21 protein-coding genes and 2 tRNA genes are annotated in these 26,138 nt (G+C 58.1%); 4 read left to right on the top strand and 19 right to left on the bottom strand.

Annotated elements, in window-relative coordinates:
- The first annotated feature begins 4 nt into the window (after positions 1-4).
- From SNL23_RS13395 to SNL23_RS13405, 3 genes are all read left to right on the top strand, one after another.
- A complete protein-coding gene (locus SNL23_RS13395) occupies positions 5-880 on the top strand; it encodes an oxygenase MpaB family protein (protein ID WP_318302452.1) in 876 nt (291 codons plus the stop codon).
- Positions 881-923: 43 nt separating this feature from the next.
- Positions 924-1,940 (top strand): class I SAM-dependent rRNA methyltransferase, encoded by a 1,017-nt coding sequence (locus SNL23_RS13400; protein ID WP_318302453.1) that lies wholly within the window; start codon positions 924-926, stop codon positions 1,938-1,940.
- A 108-nt stretch (positions 1,941-2,048) separates the two neighbouring features.
- Positions 2,049-4,982: a DUF748 domain-containing protein gene (locus tag SNL23_RS13405; protein WP_318302454.1), complete on the top strand. Its 2,934-nt coding sequence runs from the start codon at positions 2,049-2,051 to the stop codon at positions 4,980-4,982.
- A 331-nt stretch (positions 4,983-5,313) separates the two neighbouring features.
- On the opposite strand, the gene SNL23_RS13410 is transcribed toward SNL23_RS13405, so the two are convergent.
- The 16 genes from SNL23_RS13410 to rlmE all read right to left on the bottom strand — a co-directional run bounded on the left by SNL23_RS13410 (position 5,314) and on the right by rlmE (position 21,539).
- The gene (locus tag SNL23_RS13410) at positions 5,314-5,934 is read right to left on the bottom strand and encodes a BON domain-containing protein (RefSeq protein ID WP_003212178.1); all 621 of its coding nucleotides are present in this window, start codon (positions 5,932-5,934) and stop codon (positions 5,314-5,316) included.
- Between the two features lie 294 nt (positions 5,935-6,228).
- On the bottom strand, positions 6,229-8,334 hold the full coding sequence (gene pnp / locus SNL23_RS13415; RefSeq protein WP_076013749.1) for a polyribonucleotide nucleotidyltransferase: 2,106 nt from the start codon (positions 8,332-8,334) through the stop codon (positions 6,229-6,231).
- Between the two features lie 194 nt (positions 8,335-8,528).
- Positions 8,529-8,798 carry a 30S ribosomal protein S15 gene (gene rpsO, locus SNL23_RS13420; RefSeq protein WP_003176135.1) on the bottom strand — a complete coding sequence of 90 codons (270 nt, stop codon included), beginning with the start codon at positions 8,796-8,798 and terminating at the stop codon, positions 8,529-8,531.
- A gap of 115 nt (positions 8,799-8,913) precedes the next feature.
- A complete protein-coding gene (gene truB, locus SNL23_RS13425) occupies positions 8,914-9,831 on the bottom strand; it encodes a tRNA pseudouridine(55) synthase TruB (protein WP_003212182.1) in 918 nt (305 codons plus the stop codon).
- Between the two features lie 3 nt (positions 9,832-9,834).
- Positions 9,835-10,236, bottom strand: coding sequence for a 30S ribosome-binding factor RbfA (gene rbfA, locus SNL23_RS13430; protein WP_017478568.1), 402 nt, complete (start codon positions 10,234-10,236; stop codon positions 9,835-9,837).
- A 159-nt stretch (positions 10,237-10,395) separates the two neighbouring features.
- The gene (infB, locus tag SNL23_RS13435) at positions 10,396-12,918 is read right to left on the bottom strand and encodes a translation initiation factor IF-2 (protein ID WP_318302455.1); all 2,523 of its coding nucleotides are present in this window, start codon (positions 12,916-12,918) and stop codon (positions 10,396-10,398) included.
- 27 nt (positions 12,919-12,945) lie between these two features.
- Positions 12,946-14,427 (bottom strand): transcription termination factor NusA, encoded by a 1,482-nt coding sequence (gene nusA, locus SNL23_RS13440; protein ID WP_003212187.1) that lies wholly within the window; start codon positions 14,425-14,427, stop codon positions 12,946-12,948.
- Between the two features lie 47 nt (positions 14,428-14,474).
- Positions 14,475-14,933: a ribosome maturation factor RimP gene (gene rimP / locus SNL23_RS13445; RefSeq protein WP_159442625.1), complete on the bottom strand. Its 459-nt coding sequence runs from the start codon at positions 14,931-14,933 to the stop codon at positions 14,475-14,477.
- Positions 14,934-15,073: 140 nt separating this feature from the next.
- Positions 15,074-15,150, bottom strand: a tRNA-Met gene (locus SNL23_RS13450).
- A gap of 96 nt (positions 15,151-15,246) precedes the next feature.
- Positions 15,247-15,332 (bottom strand) — tRNA-Leu (locus SNL23_RS13455).
- Positions 15,333-15,353: 21 nt separating this feature from the next.
- The gene (secG, locus tag SNL23_RS13460; protein ID WP_026078118.1) at positions 15,354-15,737 is read right to left on the bottom strand and encodes a preprotein translocase subunit SecG; all 384 of its coding nucleotides are present in this window, start codon (positions 15,735-15,737) and stop codon (positions 15,354-15,356) included.
- A gap of 4 nt (positions 15,738-15,741) precedes the next feature.
- Positions 15,742-16,497, bottom strand: a complete 756-nt coding sequence (gene tpiA / locus SNL23_RS13465) for a triose-phosphate isomerase (protein WP_063033212.1) — start codon at positions 16,495-16,497, stop codon at positions 15,742-15,744.
- A gap of 66 nt (positions 16,498-16,563) precedes the next feature.
- Entirely contained in the window at positions 16,564-17,901 is a 1,338-nt protein-coding gene (gene glmM, locus SNL23_RS13470) for a phosphoglucosamine mutase (RefSeq protein WP_003212196.1), read from the bottom strand.
- 16 nt (positions 17,902-17,917) lie between these two features.
- Complete coding sequence (folP, locus tag SNL23_RS13475) at positions 17,918-18,769, bottom strand: dihydropteroate synthase (protein WP_010174322.1); 852 nt, start codon at positions 18,767-18,769, stop codon at positions 17,918-17,920.
- An 8-nt stretch (positions 18,770-18,777) separates the two neighbouring features.
- Positions 18,778-20,688, bottom strand: coding sequence for an ATP-dependent zinc metalloprotease FtsH (gene ftsH / locus SNL23_RS13480; RefSeq protein WP_076013754.1), 1,911 nt, complete (start codon positions 20,686-20,688; stop codon positions 18,778-18,780).
- Positions 20,689-20,888: 200 nt separating this feature from the next.
- Entirely contained in the window at positions 20,889-21,539 is a 651-nt protein-coding gene (gene rlmE / locus SNL23_RS13485; RefSeq protein WP_003212203.1) for a 23S rRNA (uridine(2552)-2'-O)-methyltransferase RlmE, read from the bottom strand.
- A 105-nt stretch (positions 21,540-21,644) separates the two neighbouring features.
- On the opposite strand from rlmE, the gene yhbY reads away from it, so the two are divergent.
- Positions 21,645-21,953: a ribosome assembly RNA-binding protein YhbY gene (gene yhbY / locus SNL23_RS13490; protein ID WP_076013755.1), complete on the top strand. Its 309-nt coding sequence runs from the start codon at positions 21,645-21,647 to the stop codon at positions 21,951-21,953.
- An 8-nt stretch (positions 21,954-21,961) separates the two neighbouring features.
- On the opposite strand, the gene SNL23_RS13495 is transcribed toward yhbY, so the two are convergent.
- Genes SNL23_RS13495 through carB form a run of 3 tightly spaced genes read right to left on the bottom strand, consistent with a single transcriptional unit; the run spans position 21,962 to position 26,089 of the window.
- On the bottom strand, positions 21,962-22,366 hold the full coding sequence (locus SNL23_RS13495) for an MFS transporter (RefSeq protein ID WP_076013756.1): 405 nt from the start codon (positions 22,364-22,366) through the stop codon (positions 21,962-21,964).
- A 28-nt stretch (positions 22,367-22,394) separates the two neighbouring features.
- On the bottom strand, positions 22,395-22,871 hold the full coding sequence (gene greA, locus SNL23_RS13500) for a transcription elongation factor GreA (RefSeq protein ID WP_076013757.1): 477 nt from the start codon (positions 22,869-22,871) through the stop codon (positions 22,395-22,397).
- Positions 22,868-26,089 carry a carbamoyl-phosphate synthase large subunit gene (gene carB, locus SNL23_RS13505; protein WP_318302456.1) on the bottom strand — a complete coding sequence of 1,074 codons (3,222 nt, stop codon included), beginning with the start codon at positions 26,087-26,089 and terminating at the stop codon, positions 22,868-22,870. The genes greA and carB overlap by 4 nt, the downstream gene beginning before the upstream one ends.
- Positions 26,090-26,138: the final 49 nt, after the last annotated feature.

A 26,138-nucleotide genomic window follows, 5' to 3' on the forward strand; every position in this document is an offset into this window, starting at 1 on the left:
ACCCATGGAATTCATTCGCAGCCGCATCGAAAACCAGCTGATGAGCCTGACCGGCTTGTCGCTCGGCCAACTCGACCTGGAAAACCCCAAGGGCGATCCAGGTCTCTTTGGCCCGAACTCGGTGAGCTGGAAGGTCCATGGCGACTTCAGCAGCATGTTGATTGGTGGCATCAGCGCGCTGATGTTGCAGGCGTTGCACCCGCTGGCCCTGGCCGGCGTGTGGGGCCATTCGAACTTTCGGCAAGACATGCTGGGACGGCTACGTCGTACCTCGCAATTTATTTCCGGGACCACGTTTGGTTCGCGCCGCGACGCCGAATGGCTGATCGAGAAAGTGCGCACCATTCACCTGCAAGTGGTGGGGCATGCGCCTGATGGTCGACCGTATGCGGCCAGCGATCCGGAATTGCTGACGTGGGTGCATGTGGCGGAGGTCAGTAACTTTCTGGCGGCCCACCTGCGGTATTGCAACCCGGAACTATCCCCCAGGGATCAAGACCGGTACTACAGCGAAATCGCCCTGGTAGCTGAGCAACTGGGTGCGCGCCATGTGCCGCGCTCACGTCAGGAAATTTCCGACTACCTTGAGCGCATTCGCCCGCAACTGCTGTGTGACGACCGCAGCCACGAAGTGCTGCGTCTGCTGCTGAACGCGCCGTCCCCCAGCACCTTGGCCAAGCCGTTTGGCTCGCTGATGATGCAGGCCGGCATCGACCTGCTGCCGGACTGGGCCAGCGACATGCTCGGGCAGAAGCAAAGCTCGCTGCAACGCCAGATGATTCGCGCCGGGGTCAAGCGCAGCGCGCCAATGCTACGCTGGGCCATGCGCAACGGTTCGGTGCAACGGGCCCACAGGCGAATGGGCCTGCTGGAGCCATAACTGTTAAACTCCCGCGCCCCCATTACTCTGCAAGGCGCGCAACATGTCTTCCTTGAATCAGGCGCTGCGCGCCGCCCTCGATCATCGCCAAGACCTGCTCGCTGAGCTGCATGCCCAAGGCACCGATTGCTATCGCCTGTTCCACGGCAGCCAGGAAGGCGCCGGCGGCCTGACGATCGACCGCTACGGCCCGCAACTGCTGGTGCAAAGCTTTCACCAGTCGCTGGAAAGCGACGACCTGCTGCAACTGCACCAGGCGATCAACCAGTACCTGGGGCTGGAACTGCTGCTGGTCTACAACGACCGCTCCCGGGGCAACTCGCGCATCGACCGTGAAGACACGGTGTACCGCGCAGAACCTGCGGCCCTGGAAGACTTGATCGGCCACGAATGGGACCTCAACTACCGCGTGCGCGGCCGCCATGCAGGGCAAGACCCGCTGCTGTTCCTCGACCTGCGCAACACCCGCGGCTGGGTCAAGGCACACAGCGCCGGTAAAAGCGTGCTGAACCTGTTTGCCTACACCTGTGGCGTAGGCCTGAGCGCGGCTGCCGGTGGCGCCCGTGAGGTGTGCAACCTGGACTTTGCCGAAGGCAATCTCGCGGTCGGTCGCGAAAACGGCCAGCTCAATCCGCAATTGCCGACGATGGAATTCGTGCAGTCCGACTACTTCCCGGCAATCCGCCAACTGGCCGGCCTGCCCATCAGCCAGCGTCGCGGCCAGAAACTGCCGAGTTATCCACGCCTGGAGCAACGCCAATACGACCTGGTACTGCTCGACCCTCCGGCCTGGGCCAAGAGCGCCTTCGGCACCGTCGACCTGCTGCGCGACTATCAGAGCCTGCTCAAGCCGGCACTGCTGGCCACCGCCGACAACGGCGTGCTGATCTGCTGCAACAACCTGGCAAAAGTCAGCATGGACGACTGGCGCGACCAGGTCCTGCGCTGCGCCGAAAAGGCCGGGCGCCCGGTACGTGACTGGCAGATCATGAACCCAGGCGCGGACTTCCCGTCGCAAGACCAGCAGCCCCCGCTGAAGACGCTGATCTTGCAGCTGTAAGATCTGTCCCAAAAGAGCCTGGCCGCAGGAATAAAGGACCGTTGCTTCGGAACCGTAAACCCGTGCCATACTCCAAGGCACTCTTGATTGACATAGATGGCGTCACATATGCCCAAAGGATTGATTCGCGCCGCTGGCGCCTTGCTGACCGCCCTTGCTCTGTACAGTTTGCTGGGCTTCCTTATTCTCCCCGGCATCGCCCTTCGCGTAGCCAACCAACAGTTGGCCAATTACGCCACCGTGCCAGCGCGCATCGAGCGTATCGAGCTCAACCCGTTCAGCCTCGAATTGACCGTGTGGGGCCTGAATATCGGTGAGCCTGGCAAGGAGCAAGTGGGCTTTGAACGCCTCTATGCCAACCTGCAGATCGACAGCCTATGGACCCGCGCCCTGCACCTGGCTGACGTACAGCTCGACAAGCCCAAGACCGAGTTGTTGTTCGAAAAGTCCGGCCAACTCAACCTGGCGCAACTGTTCAAATTGCCAGCCAGCGAGCCTACGCCCACCGATCCCAACGCCAAGCCGTTCCCTCTACGCATCGATAACATCAAGCTGGCAGCCGGCTATGTGCACTTCCAGGATCTGCGCCCCAGCGAACCGATCGAGTTTCTCTACGACAAGCTGGATTTCGAGCTGAAAAACCTCAGCACGCTGCCCGAAGACAACGCTGATATGACGCTGGTTGCGGCCGGCCCTGAAGGCGGGCAGATCGATTGGACCGGTAACTTCAGCCTCATCCCGATTGCCTCCGAGGGCAAACTCAAGGTTACCGACGGCAAGATGAAAGTCTGGTGGCCCTATGTACGTGACGCGTTACCGCTGGTTCTGGAAGACGGCATCCTCAATTTCAGCACCGACTACAAGCTGAGCCTGGCCAAGGAAACCGAGCTGAACCTGACCAACGTCGCCCTGAGTGTCGCGCCGTTTGCGATCAAAGCCCCGGATGGCCGGCCACTTGCCCGCCTTGAGAAGCTGGAAGTCAGCGACACCACTGTCGACCTGGCCAAGCAGCAGGTAATTGTCGGCAAGATCCGCAGCAACAAGCTCGAAACCTGGGCAGCCCTTGAAGCAGACGGCCAACTGGATTGGCAGAAACTGTTTGCCAGCCAACCGAGCAAGCCGGCACCCGCCGCCGAGCCTGCCACCGCACCCGCCACCGCCGACTCGCCAAAGCCCGCACCGGCAGCGCCGAGCAAACCATGGCAAGTGCTGCTCAAGGACGTGCAACTGCGCAACTATCAAGTGCACCTGGCGGACCGTTCCGCCAAGCCGGCAGTCGCTCTGGAAGTGGGGCCGCTGAACCTTGACCTGCAGGATTTCGACAGCCTCAACCAAAGCCCGTTTACCCTCAAGCTGGATACCGGCGTAGGCAAACAGGGCAAGCTCCAGGCGACCGGCCAGGTCAACCTGAACCCGGTCAGCGCCAAGCTGAAAGTGGATACCAAGGACATCGACCTGCGCGTCGCCCAGTCCTACATCAGCCCGTTTATCCGCCTGGAACTGCGTAGCGGCATGCTCGGCAGCAACCTCGACGTGAACCTGAAAAGCACCGAGCCTTTGGCGTTCCAGGTGACTGGCCGGGCACAGGTCGATCAGTTGCACACCCTGGACACCCTAAAGACCCGCGACTTCCTGAAGTGGCAGCGCCTGGTGCTGGAAGGCGTGAATTATCAACATGGCGACAGCCTGTCGATCGACAAGGTCAACCTGCTGCAGCCCTATGCGCGCTTCATGATCAACGATGACCGCACCACCAACATCGATGACCTGCTGATTCCACAGCCGGCCGACAGCGGCACCAAGTCCGCGGCCAAACCTGCGGCCGGCAAAGAAAAGCCCCTGGGCATTCATATTGGTCAAATTGCGATCAACGACGGCTCGGCCAACTTCGCCGACTTCAGCCTGACCCCGAACTTCGCCACGGCGATTCAACAGCTCAACGGCCAGATCGGCACCATCGACAGTCGCCAGGCCAAGCCAGCGAGCGTTGACATCAAGGGCAAGGTCGACCGTTATGCGCCGGTGACCATCAAGGGCAATGTGAACCCGTTTGACCCAATGGCTGCGCTGGACATCGCCACCAGCTTCAAACGTGTCGAACTGACCAACCTGACGCCCTACTCGGGCAAGTTCGCCGGGTTCCGTATTCGCAAGGGCCGGCTCAACCTTGACCTGCATTACGTCATCACCAAAGGCCAGTTGAAGGCCGAGAACAAGGTGGTGGTCGAGCAGCTGCAACTGGGTGAGAGGGTCGACAGTGCTGATGCCGTGGACCTGCCGATACGCCTGGCGATTGCTCTGCTCAAGGATTCCGACGGCAAGATCTCCATTGAACTGCCGGTGACCGGCGACTTGAACAACCCGCAATTCAGCGTGATGCCGATTGTCTGGCAGACCCTGCGTAACCTGGTGGTACGCGCGGCCACAGCGCCCTTCAAGTTCATTGGCGGGTTGGTTAGCGGTGGTGGTGCACAAGACCTAGGCAACGTGTCGTTCGTCGCAGGTTCCAGCGAGCTGAGCAAGGATTCCCAGTCGGCACTGGACAGCCTGGCCAAGGCCCTTAAGGAGCGCCCGGCCCTGCGCCTGGAGATCGAAGGCACCGCCGCTGCCAGCAGTGACGGTCCGCTGTTGGCCGCACAGCGGCTGGAACGCGAATACCAGTACAACTACTACAAGATCCTCCAGCGCCGTGGCGATAAGGTCCCGGCCCAGGCGTCACTGCTTGAAGTCCCGGAAAAGGAAAAGGCGCCGCTGCTGGAAGGCATCTACCGTACCCGCCTGAAACAACAGCCACCGGCCGAGTGGAAAGACCTGAGCAGTGACGAGCGCACCGCCAAGCTGCGGGACGGTGTGATCAAGTTCTGGAGTGGCAGCGACGTGTTGCTGCGCCAACTGGGCCAGGACCGCGCCAGCGCGATCAAGGACTACCTGGTGGACAAAGGCCAGCTGGAAGATGATCGGGTTTACTTTATCGACGCCAATCTTGGACAGGCGGAGAAAGATGGTCGGGTGGTGACACCGATGCATCTGGATGCCGAATAACCCGGCGCCCGCTGAGCACCTGTGGCGAGGGGGCTTGTCCCCCGTTGGGCTGCGCAGCGGCCCCTATCAGGGCGTCGCGGTCATTCAGGCAGGTCACCGTCGTCATACCAAGGGGCCGCTACGCGGCCCAACGGGGGACAAGCCCCCTCGCCACAAGAGCCTCGCTAACCTCCCCACTTTTCTACCCACAATAGAACAGGCCCCGGCACAAGTGCCGGGGCCTGTAATGACCACATCCGTGTGGTCGGTCGCATGAACCTGTGAGGTGCATTGAGCGGATATCTAACTCGCTCGTGGCCGCCTCCGCCTAGCTCAGGCGATTCGTTAAGCGTTACTCTGCTTTCAGGCCGTCGGCCGATACAGCTTTAACGCCTTTGATTTTCTTGGTGATGTTCACCGCGGTGGTTTTCTGCGCTTCAGTGACCGCTACGGTCGAAGACAGGGAAACTACACCTTTGTTGGTTTCGACTTTGATGTCGGTGCCAGGAATGCCTTTCTCGGTTACCAGGTCAGCTTTCACTTTGGTGGTGATCCAAGTGTCCGAGGTGGACTCTTTGGCGCCAGCAGCTGCGCTTTTGGTTTTGTCGACGTTATCAGCCTTGGTAGCGCCGCCAGCCATCAGGCCGTCAGCCGAAACTGCGGTTACGCCTTTGATTTTTTTGGTGATTGCTACAGCAGTGGCTTTCTGCGCGTCGGAGATAGCGACTGTCGAGGACAGGGAAACCACACCTTTGTTGGTTTCGACCTTAATGTCCGACCCAGGAATACCTTTCTCGGTCAGCAGGTCAGCTTTGACTTTGGTGGTGATCCAGGTATCCGAAGTGGACTCTTTAGCCTTGGTGACTTCACCGGCCGCCAACGTCATTGGGGCTTGGGAAGTCTGAGCAAAGGCTACGTTAGCACCCATGGCCAGGGTCAGAGCGGTAGCAGTAGCGAGAGCGAACTTCTTCATACGAGTAACTCCTGTTTTATTAAAAGTCTGCAGTACGTAAACCTTGATGCTGCAGCGTTAACAGGGATATTGCAGGCAGTGTGCCAACTCCAGACGAGCCATTAAATCCTTATAAAACAACATGTTATGAAAACATGCTATTTTCGAAATCGTGCAACTTGCATGAAGACGACCGTGCCTGCATGCAAGTTGCGGCTTTTGAGATTGGCTAAACGCCTGATTTCGCGACACTTTCCCGCCGGCATAAAAAAGGACTCCGAAGAGTCCTTTTTTCAGCTTACAGCGATGGGGTGATTAAACGCCCGAGGCCTTGGCTGCTGCTACGTCCTTGATGGACAGCTTGATACGGCCGCGGTTGTCCACGTCCAGTACCAGCACTTCCACTTCCTGGCCTTCTTTCAGGATGTCGGTCACTTTCTCAACGCGAGCATCGCTCAGCATGGAGATGTGAACCAGACCGTCCTTGCCAGGCAGGATGTTGACGAATGCGCCGAAGTCGACGATGCGCTCAACCTTACCGACGTAGATCTTGCCGATCTCGGCTTCAGCGGTAATACCCAGGACGCGCTGACGTGCAGCTTCAGCCGCTTCCTTGGTTTCGCCGAAGATCTTGATCGAGCCGTCGTCTTCGATGTCGATCGAAGCCTTGGTCTCTTCACAGATCGCACGAATGGTCGCGCCGCCTTTACCGATAACATCACGGATTTTGTCGGTGTCGATTTTCATCGCGATCATGGTCGGAGCATTTTCCGACAGTTCGGTACGGGACTGACCAATGATCTGGTTCATCTGACCGAGGATGTTCAGGCGCGCTTCCAGGGCTTGGCCCAGAGCGATTTCCATGATTTCTTCGGTGATGCCCTTGATCTTGATGTCCATCTGCAGCGCGGTAACACCTTTGGCGGTACCGGCTACTTTGAAGTCCATGTCGCCGAGGTGGTCTTCGTCACCCAGGATGTCGGTCAGGATGGCGAACTTCTCGCCTTCTTTAACCAGACCCATGGCGATACCGGCAACAGGTGCCTTCATCGGTACGCCAGCGTCCATCAGAGCCAGGGAAGCACCGCAGACCGAAGCCATGGAGCTGGAACCGTTGGACTCGGTGATTTCCGACACAACACGAATGGTGTACGGGAACACGTCAGCGGCAGGCAGCATCGCAGCAATCGAACGACGGGCCAGACGGCCGTGACCGATTTCACGACGACCAGCGCCACCCATGCGGCCACACTCACCTACCGAGAACGGAGGGAAGTTGTAGTGCAGCATGAACGGGTCTTTTTTCTCGCCTTCCAGGGTGTCCAGCAGCTGTGCGTCACGGGCAGTACCCAGCGTCGCGACTACCAGAGCCTGGGTTTCACCACGGGTGAACAGGGCCGAACCGTGGGTTTTTGGCAGAACGCCGACTTCGATGTTCAGCGGACGTACGGTGCGAGTGTCACGGCCGTCGATACGTGGCTTGCCGTTAACGATGTTTTCGCGAACGGTGCGGTATTCGATTTCGCCGAAGGCTGCTTTGACTTCGCTGGAAGAAGGCTGGCCTTCTTCACCGGACAGCTTGGCAACAACCTGGTCCTTCAACTCACCCAGGCGAGCGTAACGGTCGGCCTTGATGGTGATGGTGTAGGCGTCGGAGATAGCGGTGCCGAACTCGGAGCGGATAGCGCCCAGCAGTGCGGTGGCTTCTGGCTGAGGAGCCCAGGTCCAGGTTGGCTTGGCAGCTTCAGCGGCCAGTTCTTTAACCGCGTTGATCACGACCTGGAACTCGTCGTGAGCAAACAGTACTGCGCCCAGCATCTGGTCTTCGGTCAGCTCTTTGGCTTCCGATTCAACCATCAGAACGGCTTCCGAAGTACCGGCAACGACCATGTCCAGGCTCGAAGCTTTCTGTTGTTCGTAAGTCGGGTTCAGCAGGTAGCCGGTGCTTTCGTGGAACGCAACACGGGCAGCGCCGATCGGGCCATCGAAAGGAATGCCGGAGATGGCCAGGGCAGCCGAGGTACCGATCATCGCAGCGACGTCCGGATCGGTCTTCTTGCTGGTGGAAACGACGGTGCAGACAACCTGCACTTCGTTCATGAAGCCTTCAGGGAACAGCGGACGGATCGGACGGTCGATCAGTCGGGAAGTCAGGGTTTCTTTCTCGGAAGGACGGCCTTCGCGCTTGAAGAAACCACCAGGGATCTTACCGGCAGCGTAAGTCTTTTCCTGGTAGTGAACGGAAAGAGGGAAGAAGCCTTTGCTTGGGTCAGCGGTCTTGGCGCCTACAACGGTCACCAATACGGTGACGTCGTCGTCAACGGTAACCAGCACTGCGCCGGAGGCTTGACGGGCGATACGGCCTGTCTCGAGGGTAACGGTCGACTGACCGAACTGGAATTTTTTGATAACCGGGTTCACGGTGTCCTACCTTCTTTGTGGCTCTTGGGGAACTTGTCTTCTTGCGAAATTCTTGGGCAATGTCGGGAATCGGCCCAACGCCTGTCCAGGGTAAAACGTGTATCCAGATAAAACTTGAGGCTGGAAGCCTGCCATGGGCCAGCGGGAAACCCACTGACACACGACAGCCAACCAACCTCTAGCGCAATCGCTTATTAGCGACGCAGACCCAGGCGACCGATCAGAGCCTGATAACGACCCAGATCCTTGCCTTTCAGGTAGTCCAGCAGCTTACGACGCTGGTTTACCATCCGGATCAGACCACGACGGGAGTGGTGATCTTTACCGTTGGCCTTGAAGTGACCTTGCAGCTTGTTGATGTTGTGGGTCAGCAGTGCAACTTGCACTTCTGGCGAACCAGTGTCACCAACAGCTTGCTGGTAGTCAGCTACGATTTGAGCTTTTTCTTGAACGTCGAGAGCCATGAGGCAATCCTTTTTTCAGGAAACCACCCAAAGGGCGGTTTCAACAGGCCAGGGACAAATCCCTGTATCTAAAAATGAGTAGTGACCGTGCCTGTTAACAGCCACCCTCGTTCGGTCATTCTGACCGAATCAGTCGACGCGGCGCGATGCGCCCGTCTTCGCTCACTTCACCGATACCGATAAAGCGACCGTTGTGATCTTGTACCCGCACCATGCCGAACTTCGGGGCATCCGGTGCACGTACTGGCTGGCCGTTAAGCCAGTAGAACGCGCTGTGCTCCGAGAAGTGCAGCAATGGCCAATCCAGCAAACCGCTGTCCGATGGCATCAGGAAGCGATCAACCGCTTCGTTGCCGCCTTCGGCATGTACCGCTTCCAGCTCTTCCAGCGTGACCGTCTGGGCCAGGGTGAAAGGGCCTGCCTGGGTGCGTCGCAGTTCTGCAACGTATGCGCCACAGCCTAGTTGCTCACCGATATCTTCCACAAGGGTACGGATATAGGTGCCTTTGCTGCAGTCCACCGCCAACCGGGCAGTGTCGCCTTCAGCGGCGAGCAATTCCAAGCGCGCAATAGTAACAGAACGCGGTTCGCGCTCCACCACTTCACCTGCACGTGCCAGCTTGTAAAGCGGCTGGCCATCACGCTTGAGAGCCGAGTACATCGGCGGTATCTGACTGATTTGCCCACGAAAAGCAGGTAAGGCAGCCTCGATATCAGCACGACCAACGGTCACTTCGCGAACCTGCAAAACATCACCTTCGGCGTCTGCCGTGGTGGTGGTCTTGCCCAGTTGCATCAGGGTTTCATAACCCTTGTCGGAATCGAGCAGGTATTGCGAAAACTTGGTGGCCTCGCCAAAGCACAACGGCAACACGCCGGTGGCCAAAGGGTCGAGGCTGCCGGTGTGCCCTGCCTTCTCGGCATTGAGCAGCCAGCGGACCTTCTGCAACGCCGCATTGGAGGTAAAGCCAATGGGCTTGTCGAGCAGAATGATGCCGCTGACGTTACGACGGATACGTTTGACCTGAGCCACCGATTACTCCTTGGCGTCTTCAGGCGTGGCGGATACCGGGTGCTGATTGTCTTCAGCCACGGCCCGCTCGATCAGTGCCGACAGGTGCGCGCCACGCACGACGCTTTCGTCGTAGTGGAAGTGCAACTGAGGGACGCTGCGCAGCTTCATCTCACGGGCCAACTGCATGCGCAGGAAGCCTGCGGCAGAGTTGAGCACCTTGATGCTTTGCGCGATTTCTTCGCTGCTGTCCTGGCCCATCACGGTGATGAAGATCTTGGCGTGACCAACGTCACGGCTGACTTCAACGGCGGTGATGGTGACCAGGCCAACACGTGGGTCTTTTACTTCACGACGGATCAGCTGTGCCAGCTCACGCTGCATCTGATCGCCGATACGTTGGGTACGGCTGTATTCTTTTGCCATGTCTTGTTACCTGTTACTGCCACACGGTGAAACCCGTGGGGTCTGAAAGCGGCAAACGCCCGGCCTGACAAAAGCCAGACCGGGCGTTGCGTTTAGAGTCCGAACACGGCGCCAGGCATTTGCATGCCAGGGCGCCGCGTGGCCCTTGAAGTGCGCGAGTTAGAGGCTGCGAGCAACCTGAACCTTCTCGTAGACTTCGATCTTGTCACCCGCTTTGACGTCGTTGTAGCTCTTGACGCCGATACCGCATTCCATGCCGGCACGTACTTCGGAAGCGTCATCCTTGAAGCGGCGCAGGGATTCCAGCTCGCCTTCGAAGATAACGATGTCTTCACGCAGCACACGGATTGGACGGTTACGGTGCACAACACCTTCGATAACCATGCAACCGGCGATCGCGCCGAATTTCGGCGAGCGGAACACGTCACGCACCTCGGCCACACCCAGGATGTTCTCCCGGACGTCGCTGCCAAGCATGCCGGTGAGGGCTTTCTTGACGTCTTCGATAATGTCGTAGATGACGTTGTAGTAACGCATGTCCAGGCCTTCCTGCTCGACGATCTTCCGTGCGCCAGCATCGGCACGCACGTTGAAGCCGAACAGTACAGCGTTGGAAGCCAGTGCCAGGTTGGCGTCGGATTCGGTGATACCACCGACACCGCCACCGACAACACGCACTTGCACTTCGTCGTTACCCAGGCCATTCAAGGCGCCGTTCAACGCTTCGAGGGAACCACGAACGTCAGATTTGAGGACGATGTTAAGCGTCTTCTTCTCTGCCTGGCCCATGTTCTCGAAGATGTTTTCCAGCTTGCCGGCGTGAGCACGGGCCAGCTTGACTTCGCGGAACTTGCCTTGACGGAACAGAGCCACTTCACGGGCTTTCTTCTCGTCCGACAGCACGCTCATCTCGTCGCCAGCGTCCGGGGTACCGTCCAGGCCGAGGATCTCGACAGGGATGGAAGGACCGGCTTCCTTGATTGGCTTGCCGTTCTCGTCGAGCATGGCACGTACACGGCCGTAGTTCGAACCGACCAGGACCATGTCGCCTTGGCGCAGGGTACCGTCTTGAACCAGAACGGTTGCAACCGGGCCACGACCTTTGTCGAGACGCGATTCAACCACAACACCACGACCCGGGGCCGATGGAGTTGCTTTCAGTTCGAGAACTTCGGCTTGCAGCAGAACAGCTTCGAGCAGTTCGTCTACACCGGTACCGACTTTCGCCGAAACCGAAACGAATGGCGTATCACCGCCCCACTCTTCAGAAGTCACGCCGTGAACCGACAGCTCGCTACGGATGCGATCGAGATCGGCGCCCGGCTTGTCGATTTTGTTCACTGCAACAACCAGTGGAACACCAGCGGCCTTGGCGTGCTGGACAGCTTCAATGGTCTGCGGCATTACGCCGTCGTCCGCTGCAACTACCAGGATCACGATGTCAGTCGCCTTGGCACCACGGGCACGCATTGCGGTAAACGCGGCGTGACCAGGGGTGTCGAGGAAGGTGACCATGCCGCGTTCGGTTTCAACGTGGTATGCACCGATGTGCTGGGTGATGCCGCCGGCTTCGCCTGCAGCTACCTTGGCACGACGGATATAGTCGAGCAGCGAAGTCTTACCATGGTCAACGTGGCCCATTACGGTCACGACTGGCGCACGGGAGAAGGTCTCGCCTTCAAACTTCAGGGACTCGGCCAGGGAATCTTCCAGGGCGGTGTCGCTGACCAGGGTCACTTTGTGGCCCAGCTCTTCAGCAACCAGTTGGGCAGTTTCCTGATCCAGTACCTGGTTGATGGTCGCTGGGGTACCCAGTTTGAACATGAACTTGATGATTTCAGCAGCCTTGACCGACATCTGATTGGCGAGGTCGCCAACAGTGATGGTCTCGCCGATCTGCACATCACGCACGACAGGGCCGGTTGGGCTCTGGAAACCGTGGGCGTTGCGTTTTTTCAGCTTGGCCTTGCCGCGACCACCGCGACGGAAGCTGTCGCTTTCTTCGTCGGTAGTACGTGGAGCAACGCGTGGCGCTGGCGCCTTCTCTTTGACCGAAGCACGATGTGGAGCGTTTTTGCGCTCACCATCGCCACTGCCACGACGATTGTTATCGTCGGCACGTGGTTTGTCCGGACGACGAGGTTCTTCGCGTTTGCGAGCGTCGGCTGCAGGAACAGGCGCGGCGGCAACCGGAGCGGCCTCACGAACAGCTTCTACAGGCGCGCTAGGCGCGGCAACTGCGTCAGTGTTAGCAGGTTGCGCAGCAGCAGGCTGGCGACGCGCTTCTTCTTCGGCGCGACGCTTGGCTTCTTCTTCAGCCTTCTGACGAGCAGCATTTTCTACTGCGCGACGTTCTTCCAGGTCGCGTTTGCGCTCGGCTTCGATTTCTTCCGGGCTGCGCTGTACGAAGACTTTCTTCTTGCGTACTTCAACGCTGATGCTCTTGCTACCAGCAACACGCAGGGTGCTGGTGGTTTTGCGCTGCAATGTAATCTTGCGCGGTTCTTCCACTTTCGCCTTGTGGCTGCTCTTCAAGTGAGTCAGCAAAGACTGCTTCTCACTATCGCTCACACCTTCGTCGGCGGCGGTGTGCGGCAGACCTGCCTCACGCATCTGCTGCAACAGGCGCTCTACCGGTGTTTTGACCTCATCGGCCAGTTGTTTCACCGTGACTTGCGTCATGCACTTCTCTCCTCAGGCCGCGCCTAATTACTCGAACCAATGGGCTCGGGCGGCCATGATCAACTTGCCGGCACGATCATCGTCAATGCCGTCGATGTCGAGCAGGTCGTCAATAGACTGCTCGGCCAGGTCTTCGCGGGTAATTACGCCGCGCACCGCCAGTTCCATCGCCAAATCCTTGTCCATACCCTCAAGCGAGAGCAGGTCTTCGGCCGGATGGGCGTCTGCCAGCTTTTCCTCAGTAGCGATGGCTTTAGTCAACAAACGATCCTTGGCCCGAGCGCGAAGCTCGTTGACGGTGTCTTCGTCAAAGCCGTCGATGTTGAGCATTTCTTCCAACGGTACGTAGGCAATCTCTTCCAGGCTGGTAAAGCCTTCATCTACCAGCACCTGTGCCAGGTCTTCGTCGACTTCCAGCTCGTCGATGAAGTTGCGCAGGATGTCACCGGTTTCTGCTTGCTGCTTAGCCTGGATGTCCGATTCGGTCATCACGTTCAGGGTCCAGCCGGTCAACTGGCTGGCCAAACGTACGTTCTGACCACCGCGACCGATGGCCTGAGCCAGATTGTCTGCGCCAACGGCGATGTCCATTGCATGGGCATCCTCGTCAACGATAATTGCCGCCACTTCAGCTGGCGACATTGCGTTGATCACAAACTGCGCCGGGTTATCGTCCCACAGGACGATGTCCACACGCTCACCGCCCAATTCGCCCGACACTGCCTGGACGCGCGAACCGCGCATACCAATGCAAGCACCTTGCGGGTCGATGCGTTTGTCCTTGGAGCGGACCGCGATCTTGGCGCGCGAACCCGGATCGCGGGACGCAGCCATGACTTCGATCAGGCCTTCGGCAATTTCCGGCACTTCGATGCGGAACAACTCGATCAGCATTTCCGGCGCGGTACGCGACAGGATCAACTGAGGGCCGCGGTTCTCGGTGCGGATTTCCTTGAGCAGCGCACGCAAACGCACGCCAACCCGGAAAGTTTCGCGAGAAATGATGTCTTCGCGGGCCAGCAACGCTTCAGCGTTGTTACCCAGGTCGACGATCACGTTGTCGCGGGTGACTTTTTTCACGGTGCCGGAGATGATTTCACCCAGGCGCTCGCGATAAGCGTCAACGACTTGAGCGCGCTCGGCTTCGCGGACCTTCTGCACGATGACTTGCTTGGCAGTCTGTGCAGCGATGCGGCCGAACTCGATGGACTCGATCTTTTCTTCGACGACATCACCGACCTGGGCACCCGGATGCGTTTCAGCAACCTTGCTCGGCCAGGTTTCGATGGCCGGATCATCAAGATCGGCTTCTTCGACGACCGTCCAGCGACGGAAAGTCTCGTAGGCACCGGTGTGGCGGTTAATTTCCACACGCAGATCAACTTCGTCTTCAAAACGCTTTTTGGTAGCAGTGGCCAGGGCCAGCTCCAGCGCTTCAAAAATCACGTTTGCCGGTACGCCCTTTTCATTGGATACCGACTCAACAACCAGCAGTACTTCTTTGCTCATCGTACGCCTCGCCTTTCGCAAGCCATTGGATCCGCGGGATCCGCGTCTCAGTCAAAACTGGGAATAATGTTGGCCTTGTCGATCATATCGATCGGCAACAGGAACTCATGGTCTTCTACCTGCACCACGACGTCCTGCTCTTCTACACCGCGCAGAAGGCCCTGAAAGTTGCGTCGTCCTTCAAAGGGAGAACGCAGCTTGATCTTCACTTGTTCACCGGCAAATTTTGCAAACTGATCAATAGTGAACAGTGGGCGTTCCATGCCAGGCGAGGAAACTTCGAGGGTGTATTCAACGGAGATCGGATCTTCAACATCCAGGACACCGCTGATCTGACGGCTGACAATGGCACAATCGTCCACCAGCACGCCGCCCTCTTTATCGATATAAACGCGCAACATTGAGTGGCGACCTTGAGCCGAAAACTCAATACCCCAGCATTCATAGCCTAGGGCCACGATCACCGGGGCCAACAAGGCCTGCAACTCTTCTAGCTTGCTCGACACCTGAACCCCCTCGTGCATGTATGTGCATGCTGTGCAAAATAAAAAAATGGGCGAAACGCCCATCCTTGAAACGCCGTCGAACAGCGGCGTTGAAAGTGTCCAGCTAACAAAAAGCCCCTTAAAAGGGGCTCCGCTAAAACTGGTTGCGGGGGCCGGATTTGAACCGACGACCTTCGGGTTATGAGCCCGACGAGCTACCAGACTGCTCCACCCCGCGACAAAGCTGGGGCGGAAGTATACGACCGATCCCTTACAGGGTCAATGTAACCTTCCACCTACAAGAAAGCCCGCAACAGCGGGCTCTCCTGATAATTGGTACCGAGAAGGGGACTCGAACCCCTACACCCTATGGGCACAACCACCTCAAGGTTGCGTGTCTACCAATTCCACCACCTCGGCAATACAGCGTTTACAACCTTCTTACTTCTGCTCTTGAGCTGGAGGTACGTCAGTCGCTGGAGTAGCCGACTTTTGCTCTTGAAGCACCGGGACATCATCAGAAGCCGGTTTTGCTTTTGGTACTTCCAACACTGCTGGGTTTGGGAGACCTACTTGAGTCAGCACATGAGCCTTCTCTTTAGCAAAGTAACCTAACCCCAAGCTGGTTATGAAGAAACCGGCGGCAAGTATAGCAGTAAACTTACTAAGAAAGGTAGAGGAACCTTGGCTTCCGAACACAGTATTTGAAGCACCTGCCCCGAAAGACGCACCAGCGTCCGCACCTTTACCCTGCTGCAGCAAAACCAGAGCAACTACGCCCAGTGCACCCAGCAGATGAAAAACAACGATGACTGTTTCCAGCATTTTTTCAGTTTCCCGCGGCGCGACAAATCGCACCGAACTCATCTGCATTCAGGGAAGCTCCACCAATGAGCCCCCCATCGATATCCGGCATGCCGAACAGTTCGACCGCATTGGCCGCCTTCACGCTGCCGCCGTATAGAAGCCGCACACCTCGTGCGACCTCAGAATTCTCTGCCGCCAACTGCGCGCGGATGGCTGCGTGCACATCCTGCGCCTGTTGCGGCGAAGCAGTCAGCCCGGTGCCAATGGCCCAGACCGGCTCGTAAGCGATTACTGCATTTGCAAAGGCACCGACTCCCAGCTCCTCGATGATGCTGCCCAGCTGACGCCCGACAACTTCAAGAGTTTTACCGGACTCACGCTGCTCAAGGGTCTCCCCTATGCACAACACCGGAATCAAGCCACAAGCCTGTGCCGCTGCGAACTTGCGATTGAGTGTCCCATCACGCTCGCCCATGATCTGGCGGCGCTCGGAGTGCCCAACAAGCACCAGGGAGCAACCCGCATCAACCAGCTGACTCGGTGCAATCTCACCGGTCAACGCACCTTGCATGGATTCCACCGCAGAGTTCTGCGCGCCGACCTGAATCGACTTACCTTTCAAGCCATCAATCACTTGATTGATATACAAGCAAGGCGGGAATACCGCGACATCAACACCGCTAGGCAAGGCCAAGTGACGAAGGCCGTTGATCAGCTCAGCGACACTGGCGCGGGTACCGTGCATCTTCCAGTTACCAGCTACCATAGTGCGACGCATGCTGTACCTCGTCGGTCAAAGTGGGCGCAGATGTTACCCAACCACATCATCACTGGCAAGCCGAATTCAGGCGCAAACTTCAGTTACCAGTTTTGCCAGCTCTTCGGCATAGCCGCGAACCTGTGTTTCGTCCTCGCCTTCGACCATGACACGCACCAAAGGCTCGGTACCCGACTTGCGCAACAAGACCCGACCACGACCCGCCATCGCAGCAGTGACGCGCTCACTGGCCTCTTTCACGGCCGGATGCTCGATAGGGTTGTCACCGCCCGCAAAGCGCACGTTGAGCAGTACTTGAGGGCACTTGCGCAGTGCCTGGCGCGCCTGGGCCAGGCTTTCTTCGCGACGACGCAGCGCCAGCAGCACCTGCAGCGCGGCGATGATCGCATCTCCGGTAGTCGTGTGCTGGAAGCAGACGATATGACCAGAGTTTTCGCCACCCACTTGCCAATTACGCTCCAGCAGATCAGCAATCACGTAGCGGTCACCGACATTGGCGCGCACAAACGGAATACCCAGATCTGCCAGGGCCAGCTCCAGCCCTAGATTGCTCATCAAGGTGCCGACGACACCGCCTTGCAGCTTGTTACGCTCGTGCAAGTCGCGGGCAATGATGAACAACAGGTCGTCGCCATCAACAATTGCGCCCGTATGGTCGACCATCAAGACCCGGTCACCATCACCATCGAACGCGATGCCCAGGTCAGCATGTTCAGCCAGTACAGCCGCCTGCAACTGCCCCATATGAGTCGAGCCGCAGTTGTCGTTGATGTTCAAGCCATTCGGCTGGGCCGACAGCACAGTAACGTCTGCGCCAAGCTCCTTGAACACACTCGGAGCCACTTTGTAGGTCGCGCCGTGAGCACAGTCGATGACGACTTTCAGTCCGGCAAAATTGGTACTGCTTGGTACGCTGCTTTTGCAGAATTCGATGTAACGACCAGAAGCGTCGTTAATTCGTGAAACCTTGCCCAGCTTGCTCGATTCAACGACGGTCATCGGCGCATCCAGCAACTCTTCGATCATGTGCTCGATCTCGTCCGGCAGCTTGGTGCCCTGGCCCGAGAAGAACTTGATACCGTTGTCATCGTGAGGATTGTGCGAAGCACTGATCACAATACCGGCTTCAGCGTGGAAGGTACGCGTCAGGTAAGCGATCGCCGGCGTAGGCATCGGCCCCAGCAGCATCACATCAGCGCCGGCAGCAGACAGACCTGCCTCCAGCGCGGACTCAAACATGTAACCCGAGATACGCGTGTCTTTGCCCACCAGGATGCGGCAGGCACCCATGCTGCGGAACGCCATCCCGGCAGCCCAGCCCAGCTTGAGCATGAAATCGGGAGTAATCGGAAATTCGCCGACCCGACCGCGAATGCCATCCGTGCCAAAATACTTTTTAGTCATAAGTGCTCCATCATTCTTATTCGGCTGATTCAACCGCTGCGATCATTCGCACCACATCTACCGTCTCGGCCACGTCATGGACGCGCAAGATACGTGCACCCTTGACCACGGCAAGTGCCGCAAGTGCCAGGCCGCCATGCAGCCGCTCACCCACCGGACGATTCAACGCCAGACCTATCATGCTCTTGCGCGAAACGCCGACCAACAAAGGGCGACCAAGGGCATGCAGGGATTCCATATGCTTGAACAGACTTAAATTGTGCTGCAAGGTTTTGGCAAAGCCAAACCCCGGATCGAGGATTATCCGCTCAGGGGCAATCCCCACGGCTGCACATTGAGCCATGCGCTCGGCAAGGAAGCCTTTCACCTCACCGACCAGGTTGTCGTAATGCGGGTCATCCTGCATCGTCCCCGGCTCACCGAGCATATGCATCAGGCAAACTGGCAGGCCCGTGGCGGCAGCGGCATCCAAGGCACCGTCTCGCTGCAAGGAACGCACATCGTTGATCAACCCGGCGCCCAGCCGCGCAGTTTCGCGCATGACGGCCGGCGTCGAGGTGTCGACAGAGATGATCACATCCAGCTCTCGGTGGATGCGCTCGACAATAGGTGCAACCCGCTCCAGCTCTTCCAGAGGAGAAACTGCACGCGCCCCGGGACGGGTCGATTCGCCACCGACATCAATCAGGGTCGCCCCTGCAGCCACCATAGCTTCCGCATGTCGCAGCGCAGCATCAAGCTGACTGAAGCGGCCGCCGTCGGAAAAGGAATCAGGGGTTACATTAAGAATGCCCATAACGTGTGTATGGGCCAAATCAAGAACCCGGCTGCCGCAAGGCAACCGGGTCGAGGACAACGCAGAAGTCATTTCAAACCTTAATGGTCAGCAGCCGGGCCGCCGATCGGGGCTTCAGGACGCTCGTTCTGTACTACTGGCGGAGTGCCCGAAGTACCCGAACCACCTTCCCAATCGCGAGGCTCGCGAGGCGTACGACCGGCCATGATGTCGTCGATCTGCTCGGCATCAATGGTCTCGTACTTCATCAGGGCGTCAGCCATGGCGTCGAGCTTGTCACGATTATCGGAGAGGATCTGCTTGGCCGTGCCGTAGCACTGGTCAATGATGCTGCGCACTTCGGAATCGATCAGCTTGGCTGTCTCGCCGGAGAAGCTGGCAGCTTGACCGCCACCACCGCGACCCAGGAACACTTCACCTTCTTCCTCGGCATACATCAAAGGACCGAGTTTTTCCGACAGGCCCCACTTGGTCACCATGTTCCGTGCAATCTGGCTGGCACGCATGATGTCGTTGGAGGCGCCGGTGGTAACACCGTCAAAGCCCAAGGTCATCTCTTCCGCGATCCGGCCGCCATACAGCGAACAGATCTGGCTGATCAAGGCACGCTTGGAGAGGCTGTAGCGATCCTCTTCCGGCAGGAACATGGTAACGCCCAGCGCCCGGCCACGAGGAATGATCGACACCTTGTAGACCGGATCATGCTCGGGCACAACGCGACCAACAATGGCGTGACCGGCTTCGTGATAAGCAGTGTTCTGCTTCTCTTTCTCGGACATGACCATGGATTTGCGCTCGGCGCCCATCATGATCTTGTCTTTCGCCAGTTCGAACTCTTTCATTTCGACGATGCGCTTGCCGGTACGCGCGGCAAACAGCGACGCCTCGTTCACCAGGTTGGCAAGGTCAGCACCGGAGAAGCCTGGAGTACCACGGGCAATCACGGCCGGAGCCACGTCGTCGCCCATTGGCACTTTGCGCATGTGCACTTTCAGAATCTGCTCACGACCGCGGATGTCCGGCAGACCAACCACAACCTGACGGTCGAAACGGCCCGGACGCAACAGCGCAGGGTCGAGTACGTCTGGACGGTTGGTCGCAGCAATCACGATGATGCCGTCGTTCATTTCGAAGCCGTCCATCTCAACCAGCAACTGGTTAAGAGTTTGCTCACGCTCATCATGACCGCCACCCATGCCGGCGCCACGATGGCGACCAACGGCGTCGATTTCATCGATGAAGATGATGCATGGCGCGTGCTTCTTGGCCTGTTCGAACATATCGCGAACACGGCTGGCACCGACACCGACGAACATTTCGACGAAGTCGGAACCGGAAATGGTGAAGAAAGGTACTTTGGCTTCGCCCGCAATGGCCTTGGCCAACAGGGTTTTACCGGTACCTGGCGGGCCAACCATCAGCACGCCGCGAGGAATACGACCACCCAGGCGCTGGAACTTGCCCGGATCCCGCAGGAATTCAACCAACTCGCCCACTTCTTCCTTGGCTTCGTCGCAACCAGCAACGTCAGCCAGGGTGGTTTTCACCTGATCTTCGGAAAGCAGGCGCGCCTTGCTCTTGCCGAAGCTCATAGGCCCGCCCTTGCCTCCCGCACCACCTTGCATCTGGCGCATGAAGAACATGAATACGGCGATGATCACCAGGATCGGGAAACTGGCCACCAGGAGCTGGGTCCAGATGCTTTGCTGTTCAGGCTGTTTGCCTTCAACGACCACGTGGTTATCCACCAGATCGCCGATCAGGCCATTGTCCTGGATTGCCGGACGGATGGTCTTGAAGCTGTCGCCATCGTTGCGCTTGCCGGTAATCACGTAGCCGTCAACTGCTACGCGCTCGACCTTGCCATCCTTAACTTGCTGGATGAAGTCGGAATAGTTGAGGGTCTGCGGCTCGTTAGGGCTGGAGAAGTTGTTCATCACCGTCACGAGGACAGCCGCGATGATCAACCACAGGATCAGATTCTTTGCCATATCGTTCAATTAACTACCCTCTGAAGCAAGCTCCGCTACTGGCGCGTGCTTCGCATGATATTCACCGACCTAACTTACTACATTACCTACAACTCTGGCAGGCGCCGTCTGTAACCCTTTGTGAAACTTTGACTACACAATATTCGTAAAGCTTCGTGACGAAAGCGATATAAAAAAACCTATCGCCTCCGTCAAATTTCTCAAAAACGCTCTTCACTCGCAGCGCCTTCAATGCCACGGAAGCCGCGACCCAGCAAATACTGCTCACGGGACCTGTCCCGGGAAGAGTCAGGTTTACGTGTCTGTACCTTGTCGAACAGCTTGCGGATGTTCTTGTGATACTCGTCGAAGCCTTCACCCTGGAAGACCTTGACCAGAAAATCACCACCCGGACGTAGTACCCGTCCCGCCAGATCCAGTGCCAATTCGCAGAGGAACATGGCTCGCGGCATATCAACAGCTGGTAATCCACTCATATTGGGGGCCATATCGGAAATCACAAGGTCTACCTGCGAATTACCGACGGCTTCCAGTATCTGTGCCAGCACTTCATCCTGGGTAAAATCGCCGTGAACAAAGGTCACGTCCGGGATGCTGTCCATTTCCAGGATATCTGAAGCGATCAAGCGACCTTGCCCACCAATCAGACGACTGGTCACCTGGGACCAGCCACCCGGGGCGGCGCCCAGGTCGATAACGCTCATGCCAGGGCGGATCAACTTGTCCTTTTCCTGAATCTCCAGCAGCTTATAGCTGGCCCGGGAGCGGTAGCCATCCTTTTGCGCCATTTTGACGTAAGGGTCGTTGAAATGCTCTTGCAGCCACTTAAGGCTAGTTTTGGAACGGGCCACGGGCCACCTCGAAAATAAAACGGGTCGTGATTAACTGGGCGGTCCCGGACTCGCTCGGGTAAACTGGCCGCCGCTTTTTACAAGATCAGACGCAGGGGTCAGATTATGCCGCTCACTCAAGAGCAGAAGAAACAGTACAAATCCATTGGCCACCATCTGAAACCAGTTTTGACTGTGGCTGACAACGGTTTGACTGAAGGTGTGTTAGCCGAACTTGAACGCGCATTGGGCGATCACGAACTGATCAAAATCAAGGTCAGCATCCTTGATCGCGAGGCGCGCCTGGCAGCCATTGCAGAACTGTGCAAGGCTGGCAAAGCGGACCTGGTTCAGGTCATCGGCAAGATGGCGCTGCTGTATCGCAAGAACTTCAGCGTCAACAAGCAGCTGTCGAACGTACACCGCTTCAAGTGAAACAAGGGTCACGGGCGTGCTTCGCGCGCCCTGCCACTCCATCCTGGCGCCGGCTGTACAACCAGCACCAACCCGGAAAACCCTAGCACAAGATAGCTGAACAGCTGCCAGCGCAACGCTTCCGGCAGAAAGATGCGCACTACGCAAAACATTGCGCACGCATACAGCGCCATCAACAGCAGTTGCCCGCGTATATCCCGCCACAAACTCTCCAAGCCTTCGGCCTTGATCAGCACCAGCGCCTGAAGCGTCACGCACGCCGCTGCAAACCCCACCAGCAACGCACTCAGTAATCCGCCGACCTCATCGATCAGCAACGGTGCCAGGCCTATCAGGCCCAGCACCGGCAGAACACCAATGTGTAACAGCCATAGGCCGCCGACCCAAAGCATCTGGGCAAACTGCCAAAGCATGGCGCCCGCATGAAGCGGGCGCCGTCTTTCAGATGTGACGAACTTCGACAATCTCGTACTCGATCACGCCACCAGGCGTCTTGACGGCCACCACATCCCCCTCTTCCTTGGCAATCAAGGCGCGGGCGAGCGGCGAACCGACGGAGATCTTGCCGAGTTTAAAGTCGGCCTCATCTTCACCCACGATGTGGTAAACCACGCTTTCGTCAGTCTCGACGTTGGCGATTTCCACGGTGGTGCCGAAAATCACCTTGCCGGTCTTCGGAATGGTCGTGACGTCGATGATCACCGCATTCTGCATACGGCCTTCAATGTCACGGATACGCGCCTCGACCATACCTTGCTGCTCGCGGGCAGCATGGTATTCAGCGTTTTCCTTCAGGTCACCCAGCTCACGGGCCGTACCGATATCCTGGCTCAGCTTCGGACGGACGACCTTGGTCAGGTGAGCGTGCTCTTCTTCCAGGGCTTTTGCGCCCTGGACGGTCATTGGGTATTTGATCATGCCTTCAATCCTGCGTGTAGATCCTGCAAGCGACGCACGGTTTTTTCAGGACCGAACTTGAGCGCTTCGCAGATAGCTTCGCCAGCAGCAATGGTAGTGGTGCAGTAGATCTTGTGCTGCAAGGCGTTACGACGAATGGAGTAGGAGTCCGCGATCGACTGGCGACCTTCGGTGGTGTTGATGATCAGGGTAACTTCGTCATTCTTGATCATGTCGACCACGTGTGGACGGCCTTCCGTCACCTTGTTCACGCGACGTACTTTCAGTCCGGCAGCCTCGATCAGCTTGGCGGTCCCGGCAGTAGCCACGACTTCGAAGCCCAAGTTGATCAGATCACGGGCCACGCCCGCAACCAGTGGCTTGTCATCATCGCGCACGCTGATGAACGCAGTACCGCCGGTCGGCAGCACTTCGCTGGCGCCCATCTGGGCTTTGGCGAACGCTTCACCGAAGGTATCGCCCACGCCCATCACTTCACCGGTGGACTTCATCTCTGGGCCCAGGATCGGGTCCACACCAGGGAATTTGGCGAATGGGAACACCGCCTCTTTCACGCTGTAGAAGTTCGGAATGATTTCCTTGGTGAAGCCGATTTCCTTCAAGGTCTTACCGGCCATCACACGGGCTGCAATCATCGCCAGGGACACACCGATGCACTTGGAAACAAATGGCACGGTACGCGAAGCGCGCGGGTTGACTTCGATGACGTAGATGTCTTCGCCTTGCAGCGCCAACTGTACGTTCATCAAGCCAACCACACCCAGTTCCAGGGCCATTTTCTTGACCTGTTCACGCATTTCGTCCTGGATGTGCGCAGGCAGCGAGTACGGCGGCAGCGAGCAAGCGGAGTCACCGGAGTGAACGCCAGCCTGTTCGATGTGCTGCATGATCGCGCCGATCACCACGTCGGTGCCGTCGCAGACCGCATCCACGTCCATCTCGATGGCGCAGTTGAGGAAGTGGTCCAGCAGCACCGGGCTGTCGTTGGACACTTTCACCGCATCACGCAGGTAACGCTTGAGTTCGTCTTCTTCGTAGACGATTTCCATCGCCCGGCCGCCCAGTACGTAGGACGGACGCACCACCAGCGGGTAACCGATCTTGCTGGCTGCGCGGATCGCTTCGTCTTCGCTGCGCACAGTGGCGTTTGGCGGCTGACGCAGGTTCAGGCGCTCAACCATCTGCTGGAAGCGCTCACGGTCTTCGGCACGGTCGATAGCGTCAGGGCTGGTACCGATGATCGGTACGCCAGCAGCTTCAAGTGCGCGGGCCAGTTTCAATGGGGTTTGGCCGCCGTACTGGACGATCACGCCTTTTGGCTTCTCGACGCGGCAGATTTCCAGTACGTCTTCCAGCGTTACCGGCTCGAAGTACAGACGGTCGGAAGTGTCGTAGTCGGTGGAAACAGTTTCCGGGTTGCAGTTGACCATGATGGTCTCGTACCCGTCTTCGCGCAGGGCGAGAGCGGCGTGTACGCAGCAATAATCGAACTCGATGCCTTGGCCGATACGGTTTGGACCGCCACCCAGGATCATGATTTTGTCGCGGCCCGACGGCGCGGCTTCGCACTCTTCCTCGTAGGTGGAGTACATATACGCCGTGTCGGTTGCGAACTCGGCCGCACAGGTATCAACGCGCTTGTAGACCGGGAAGATATCCAGCTTGTGGCGATGCGTGCGCAGGTTCTTCTCGGTCACGCCCAGCAGCTTGGCCAGACGCATGTCGGAGAAGCCTTTGCGCTTGAGGCAGAACATCAGGTCGCGGTCGATAGAAGACAGACCGAGGGTCTTGACCTTCTCTTCTTCCTTGATCAGATCTTCGATCTGTACCAGGAACCACGGGTCGATCATGTTCATGCCGAAGATGTCTTCGACGGTCATGCCGGCGCGGAAAGCATCGGCCACGTACCAGATACGCTCGGCACCCGGCACGGTCAGCTCGCGCTTGAGCACGCTCATGCTTTCCGGATTGCTCAGGTCGAGCTTTTCATCCAGACCGCAAACGCCCACTTCCAGGCCGCGCAGGGCTTTCTGCAGGGACTCCTGGAAGGTCCGGCCGATGGCCATGACTTCACCGACCGACTTCATCTGAGTGGTCAGGCGGGCGTCGGCTTTCGGGAATTTCTCGAAAGCGAAGCGTGGCAGCTTGGTGACGACGTAGTCGATCGACGGCTCGAAGGATGCCGGCGTCGCGCCGCCAGTGATTTCGTTCTGCAGTTCGTCCAATGTGTAACCGATCGCCAACTTGGCAGCGATGCGCGCAATCGGGAAGCCGGTAGCTTTCGATGCCAGCGCCGAAGAACGCGATACACGCGGGTTCATCTCGATCACAACCATGCGGCCAGTGTCCGGGCAGATGCCGAACTGGACGTTGGAGCCACCGGTTTCCACGCCAATCTCACGCAGTACCGCCAAAGAGGCGTTACGCATGATCTGGTATTCCTTGTCCGTCAGGGTCTGTGCCGGCGCAACGGTGATCGAGTCACCGGTGTGCACGCCCATTGGGTCAAAGTTTTCGATCGAGCAAACGATGATGCAGTTGTCCTTCTTATCGCGGACAACCTCCATCTCATATTCTTTCCAGCCGATCAGGGATTCGTCGATCAGCAGCTCTTTGGTCGGAGACAAGTCCAGGCCACGGGCGCAGATTTCTTCGAACTCTTCACGGTTGTAGGCGATACCGCCACCGGTGCCGCCCATGGTGAAGGACGGCCGGATGATGCACGGGAAGCCAAGCTTCTCGAGGACCGCATTGGCCTCTTCCATGCTGTGGGCGATACCGGAACGCGGGCAATCAAGGCCGATGGACTTCATGGCCTTGTCGAAACGCGAACGGTCTTCAGCCTTGTCGATGGTGTCGGCATTGGCGCCGATCATCTCTACGCCGAACTTCTCCAGGACGCCTTCGCGCTCAAGGTCCAGTGCGCAGTTCAGAGCGGTCTGGCCACCCATGGTTGGCAGCAGCGCGTCCGGACGCTCTTTTTCGATGATCTTGGCAACGGTCTGCCACTTGATCGGCTCGATGTAGGTGGCGTCGGCCATGTCCGGGTCGGTCATGATGGTGGCCGGGTTGGAGTTCACCAGGATGACGCGATAACCCTCTTCGCGCAGGGCTTTACAGGCCTGGGCGCCGGAGTAGTCGAATTCGCAGGCCTGGCCGATCACGATCGGGCCAGCGCCGAGAATCAGGATGCTTTTTATGTCTGTACGTTTTGGCATGGGTTTGTCACTCAAATCCGCAGGTCAGTCGGCAAGCCGTCTTGAACAA

Source organism: Pseudomonas sp. SED1, assembly GCF_034044025.1.
GTDB lineage: Bacteria > Pseudomonadota > Gammaproteobacteria > Pseudomonadales > Pseudomonadaceae > Aquipseudomonas.

What these genes read in the sequence shown, in the direction of transcription:
- infB (WP_318302455.1), bottom strand. Translation starts at nt 12,918, where the DNA reads ATGACGCAAGTCACGGTGAAACAACTGGCCGATGAGGTCAAAACACCG.
- SNL23_RS13400 (WP_318302453.1), top strand. Translation starts at nt 924, where the DNA reads ATGTCTTCCTTGAATCAGGCGCTGCGCGCCGCCCTCGATCATCGCCAA.
- tpiA (WP_063033212.1), bottom strand. Translation starts at nt 16,497, where the DNA reads ATGCGTCGCACTATGGTAGCTGGTAACTGGAAGATGCACGGTACCCGC.
- yhbY (WP_076013755.1), top strand. Translation starts at nt 21,645, where the DNA reads ATGCCGCTCACTCAAGAGCAGAAGAAACAGTACAAATCCATTGGCCAC.
- glmM (WP_003212196.1), bottom strand. Translation starts at nt 17,901, where the DNA reads ATGACTAAAAAGTATTTTGGCACGGATGGCATTCGCGGTCGGGTCGGC.
- SNL23_RS13395 (WP_318302452.1), top strand. Translation starts at nt 5, where the DNA reads ATGGAATTCATTCGCAGCCGCATCGAAAACCAGCTGATGAGCCTGACC.
- rbfA (WP_017478568.1), bottom strand. Translation starts at nt 10,236, where the DNA reads ATGGCAAAAGAATACAGCCGTACCCAACGTATCGGCGATCAGATGCAG.
- SNL23_RS13405 (WP_318302454.1), top strand. Translation starts at nt 2,049, where the DNA reads ATGCCCAAAGGATTGATTCGCGCCGCTGGCGCCTTGCTGACCGCCCTT.
- rpsO (WP_003176135.1), bottom strand. Translation starts at nt 8,798, where the DNA reads ATGGCTCTCGACGTTCAAGAAAAAGCTCAAATCGTAGCTGACTACCAG.
- folP (WP_010174322.1), bottom strand. Translation starts at nt 18,769, where the DNA reads ATGACTTCTGCGTTGTCCTCGACCCGGTTGCCTTGCGGCAGCCGGGTT.
- secG (WP_026078118.1), bottom strand. Translation starts at nt 15,737, where the DNA reads ATGCTGGAAACAGTCATCGTTGTTTTTCATCTGCTGGGTGCACTGGGC.
- carB (WP_318302456.1), bottom strand. Translation starts at nt 26,089, where the DNA reads ATGCCAAAACGTACAGACATAAAAAGCATCCTGATTCTCGGCGCTGGC.
- SNL23_RS13495 (WP_076013756.1), bottom strand. Translation starts at nt 22,366, where the DNA reads ATGCTTTGGCAGTTTGCCCAGATGCTTTGGGTCGGCGGCCTATGGCTG.
- nusA (WP_003212187.1), bottom strand. Translation starts at nt 14,427, where the DNA reads ATGAGCAAAGAAGTACTGCTGGTTGTTGAGTCGGTATCCAATGAAAAG.
- greA (WP_076013757.1), bottom strand. Translation starts at nt 22,871, where the DNA reads ATGATCAAATACCCAATGACCGTCCAGGGCGCAAAAGCCCTGGAAGAA.
- SNL23_RS13410 (WP_003212178.1), bottom strand. Translation starts at nt 5,934, where the DNA reads ATGAAGAAGTTCGCTCTCGCTACTGCTACCGCTCTGACCCTGGCCATG.
- ftsH (WP_076013754.1), bottom strand. Translation starts at nt 20,688, where the DNA reads ATGGCAAAGAATCTGATCCTGTGGTTGATCATCGCGGCTGTCCTCGTG.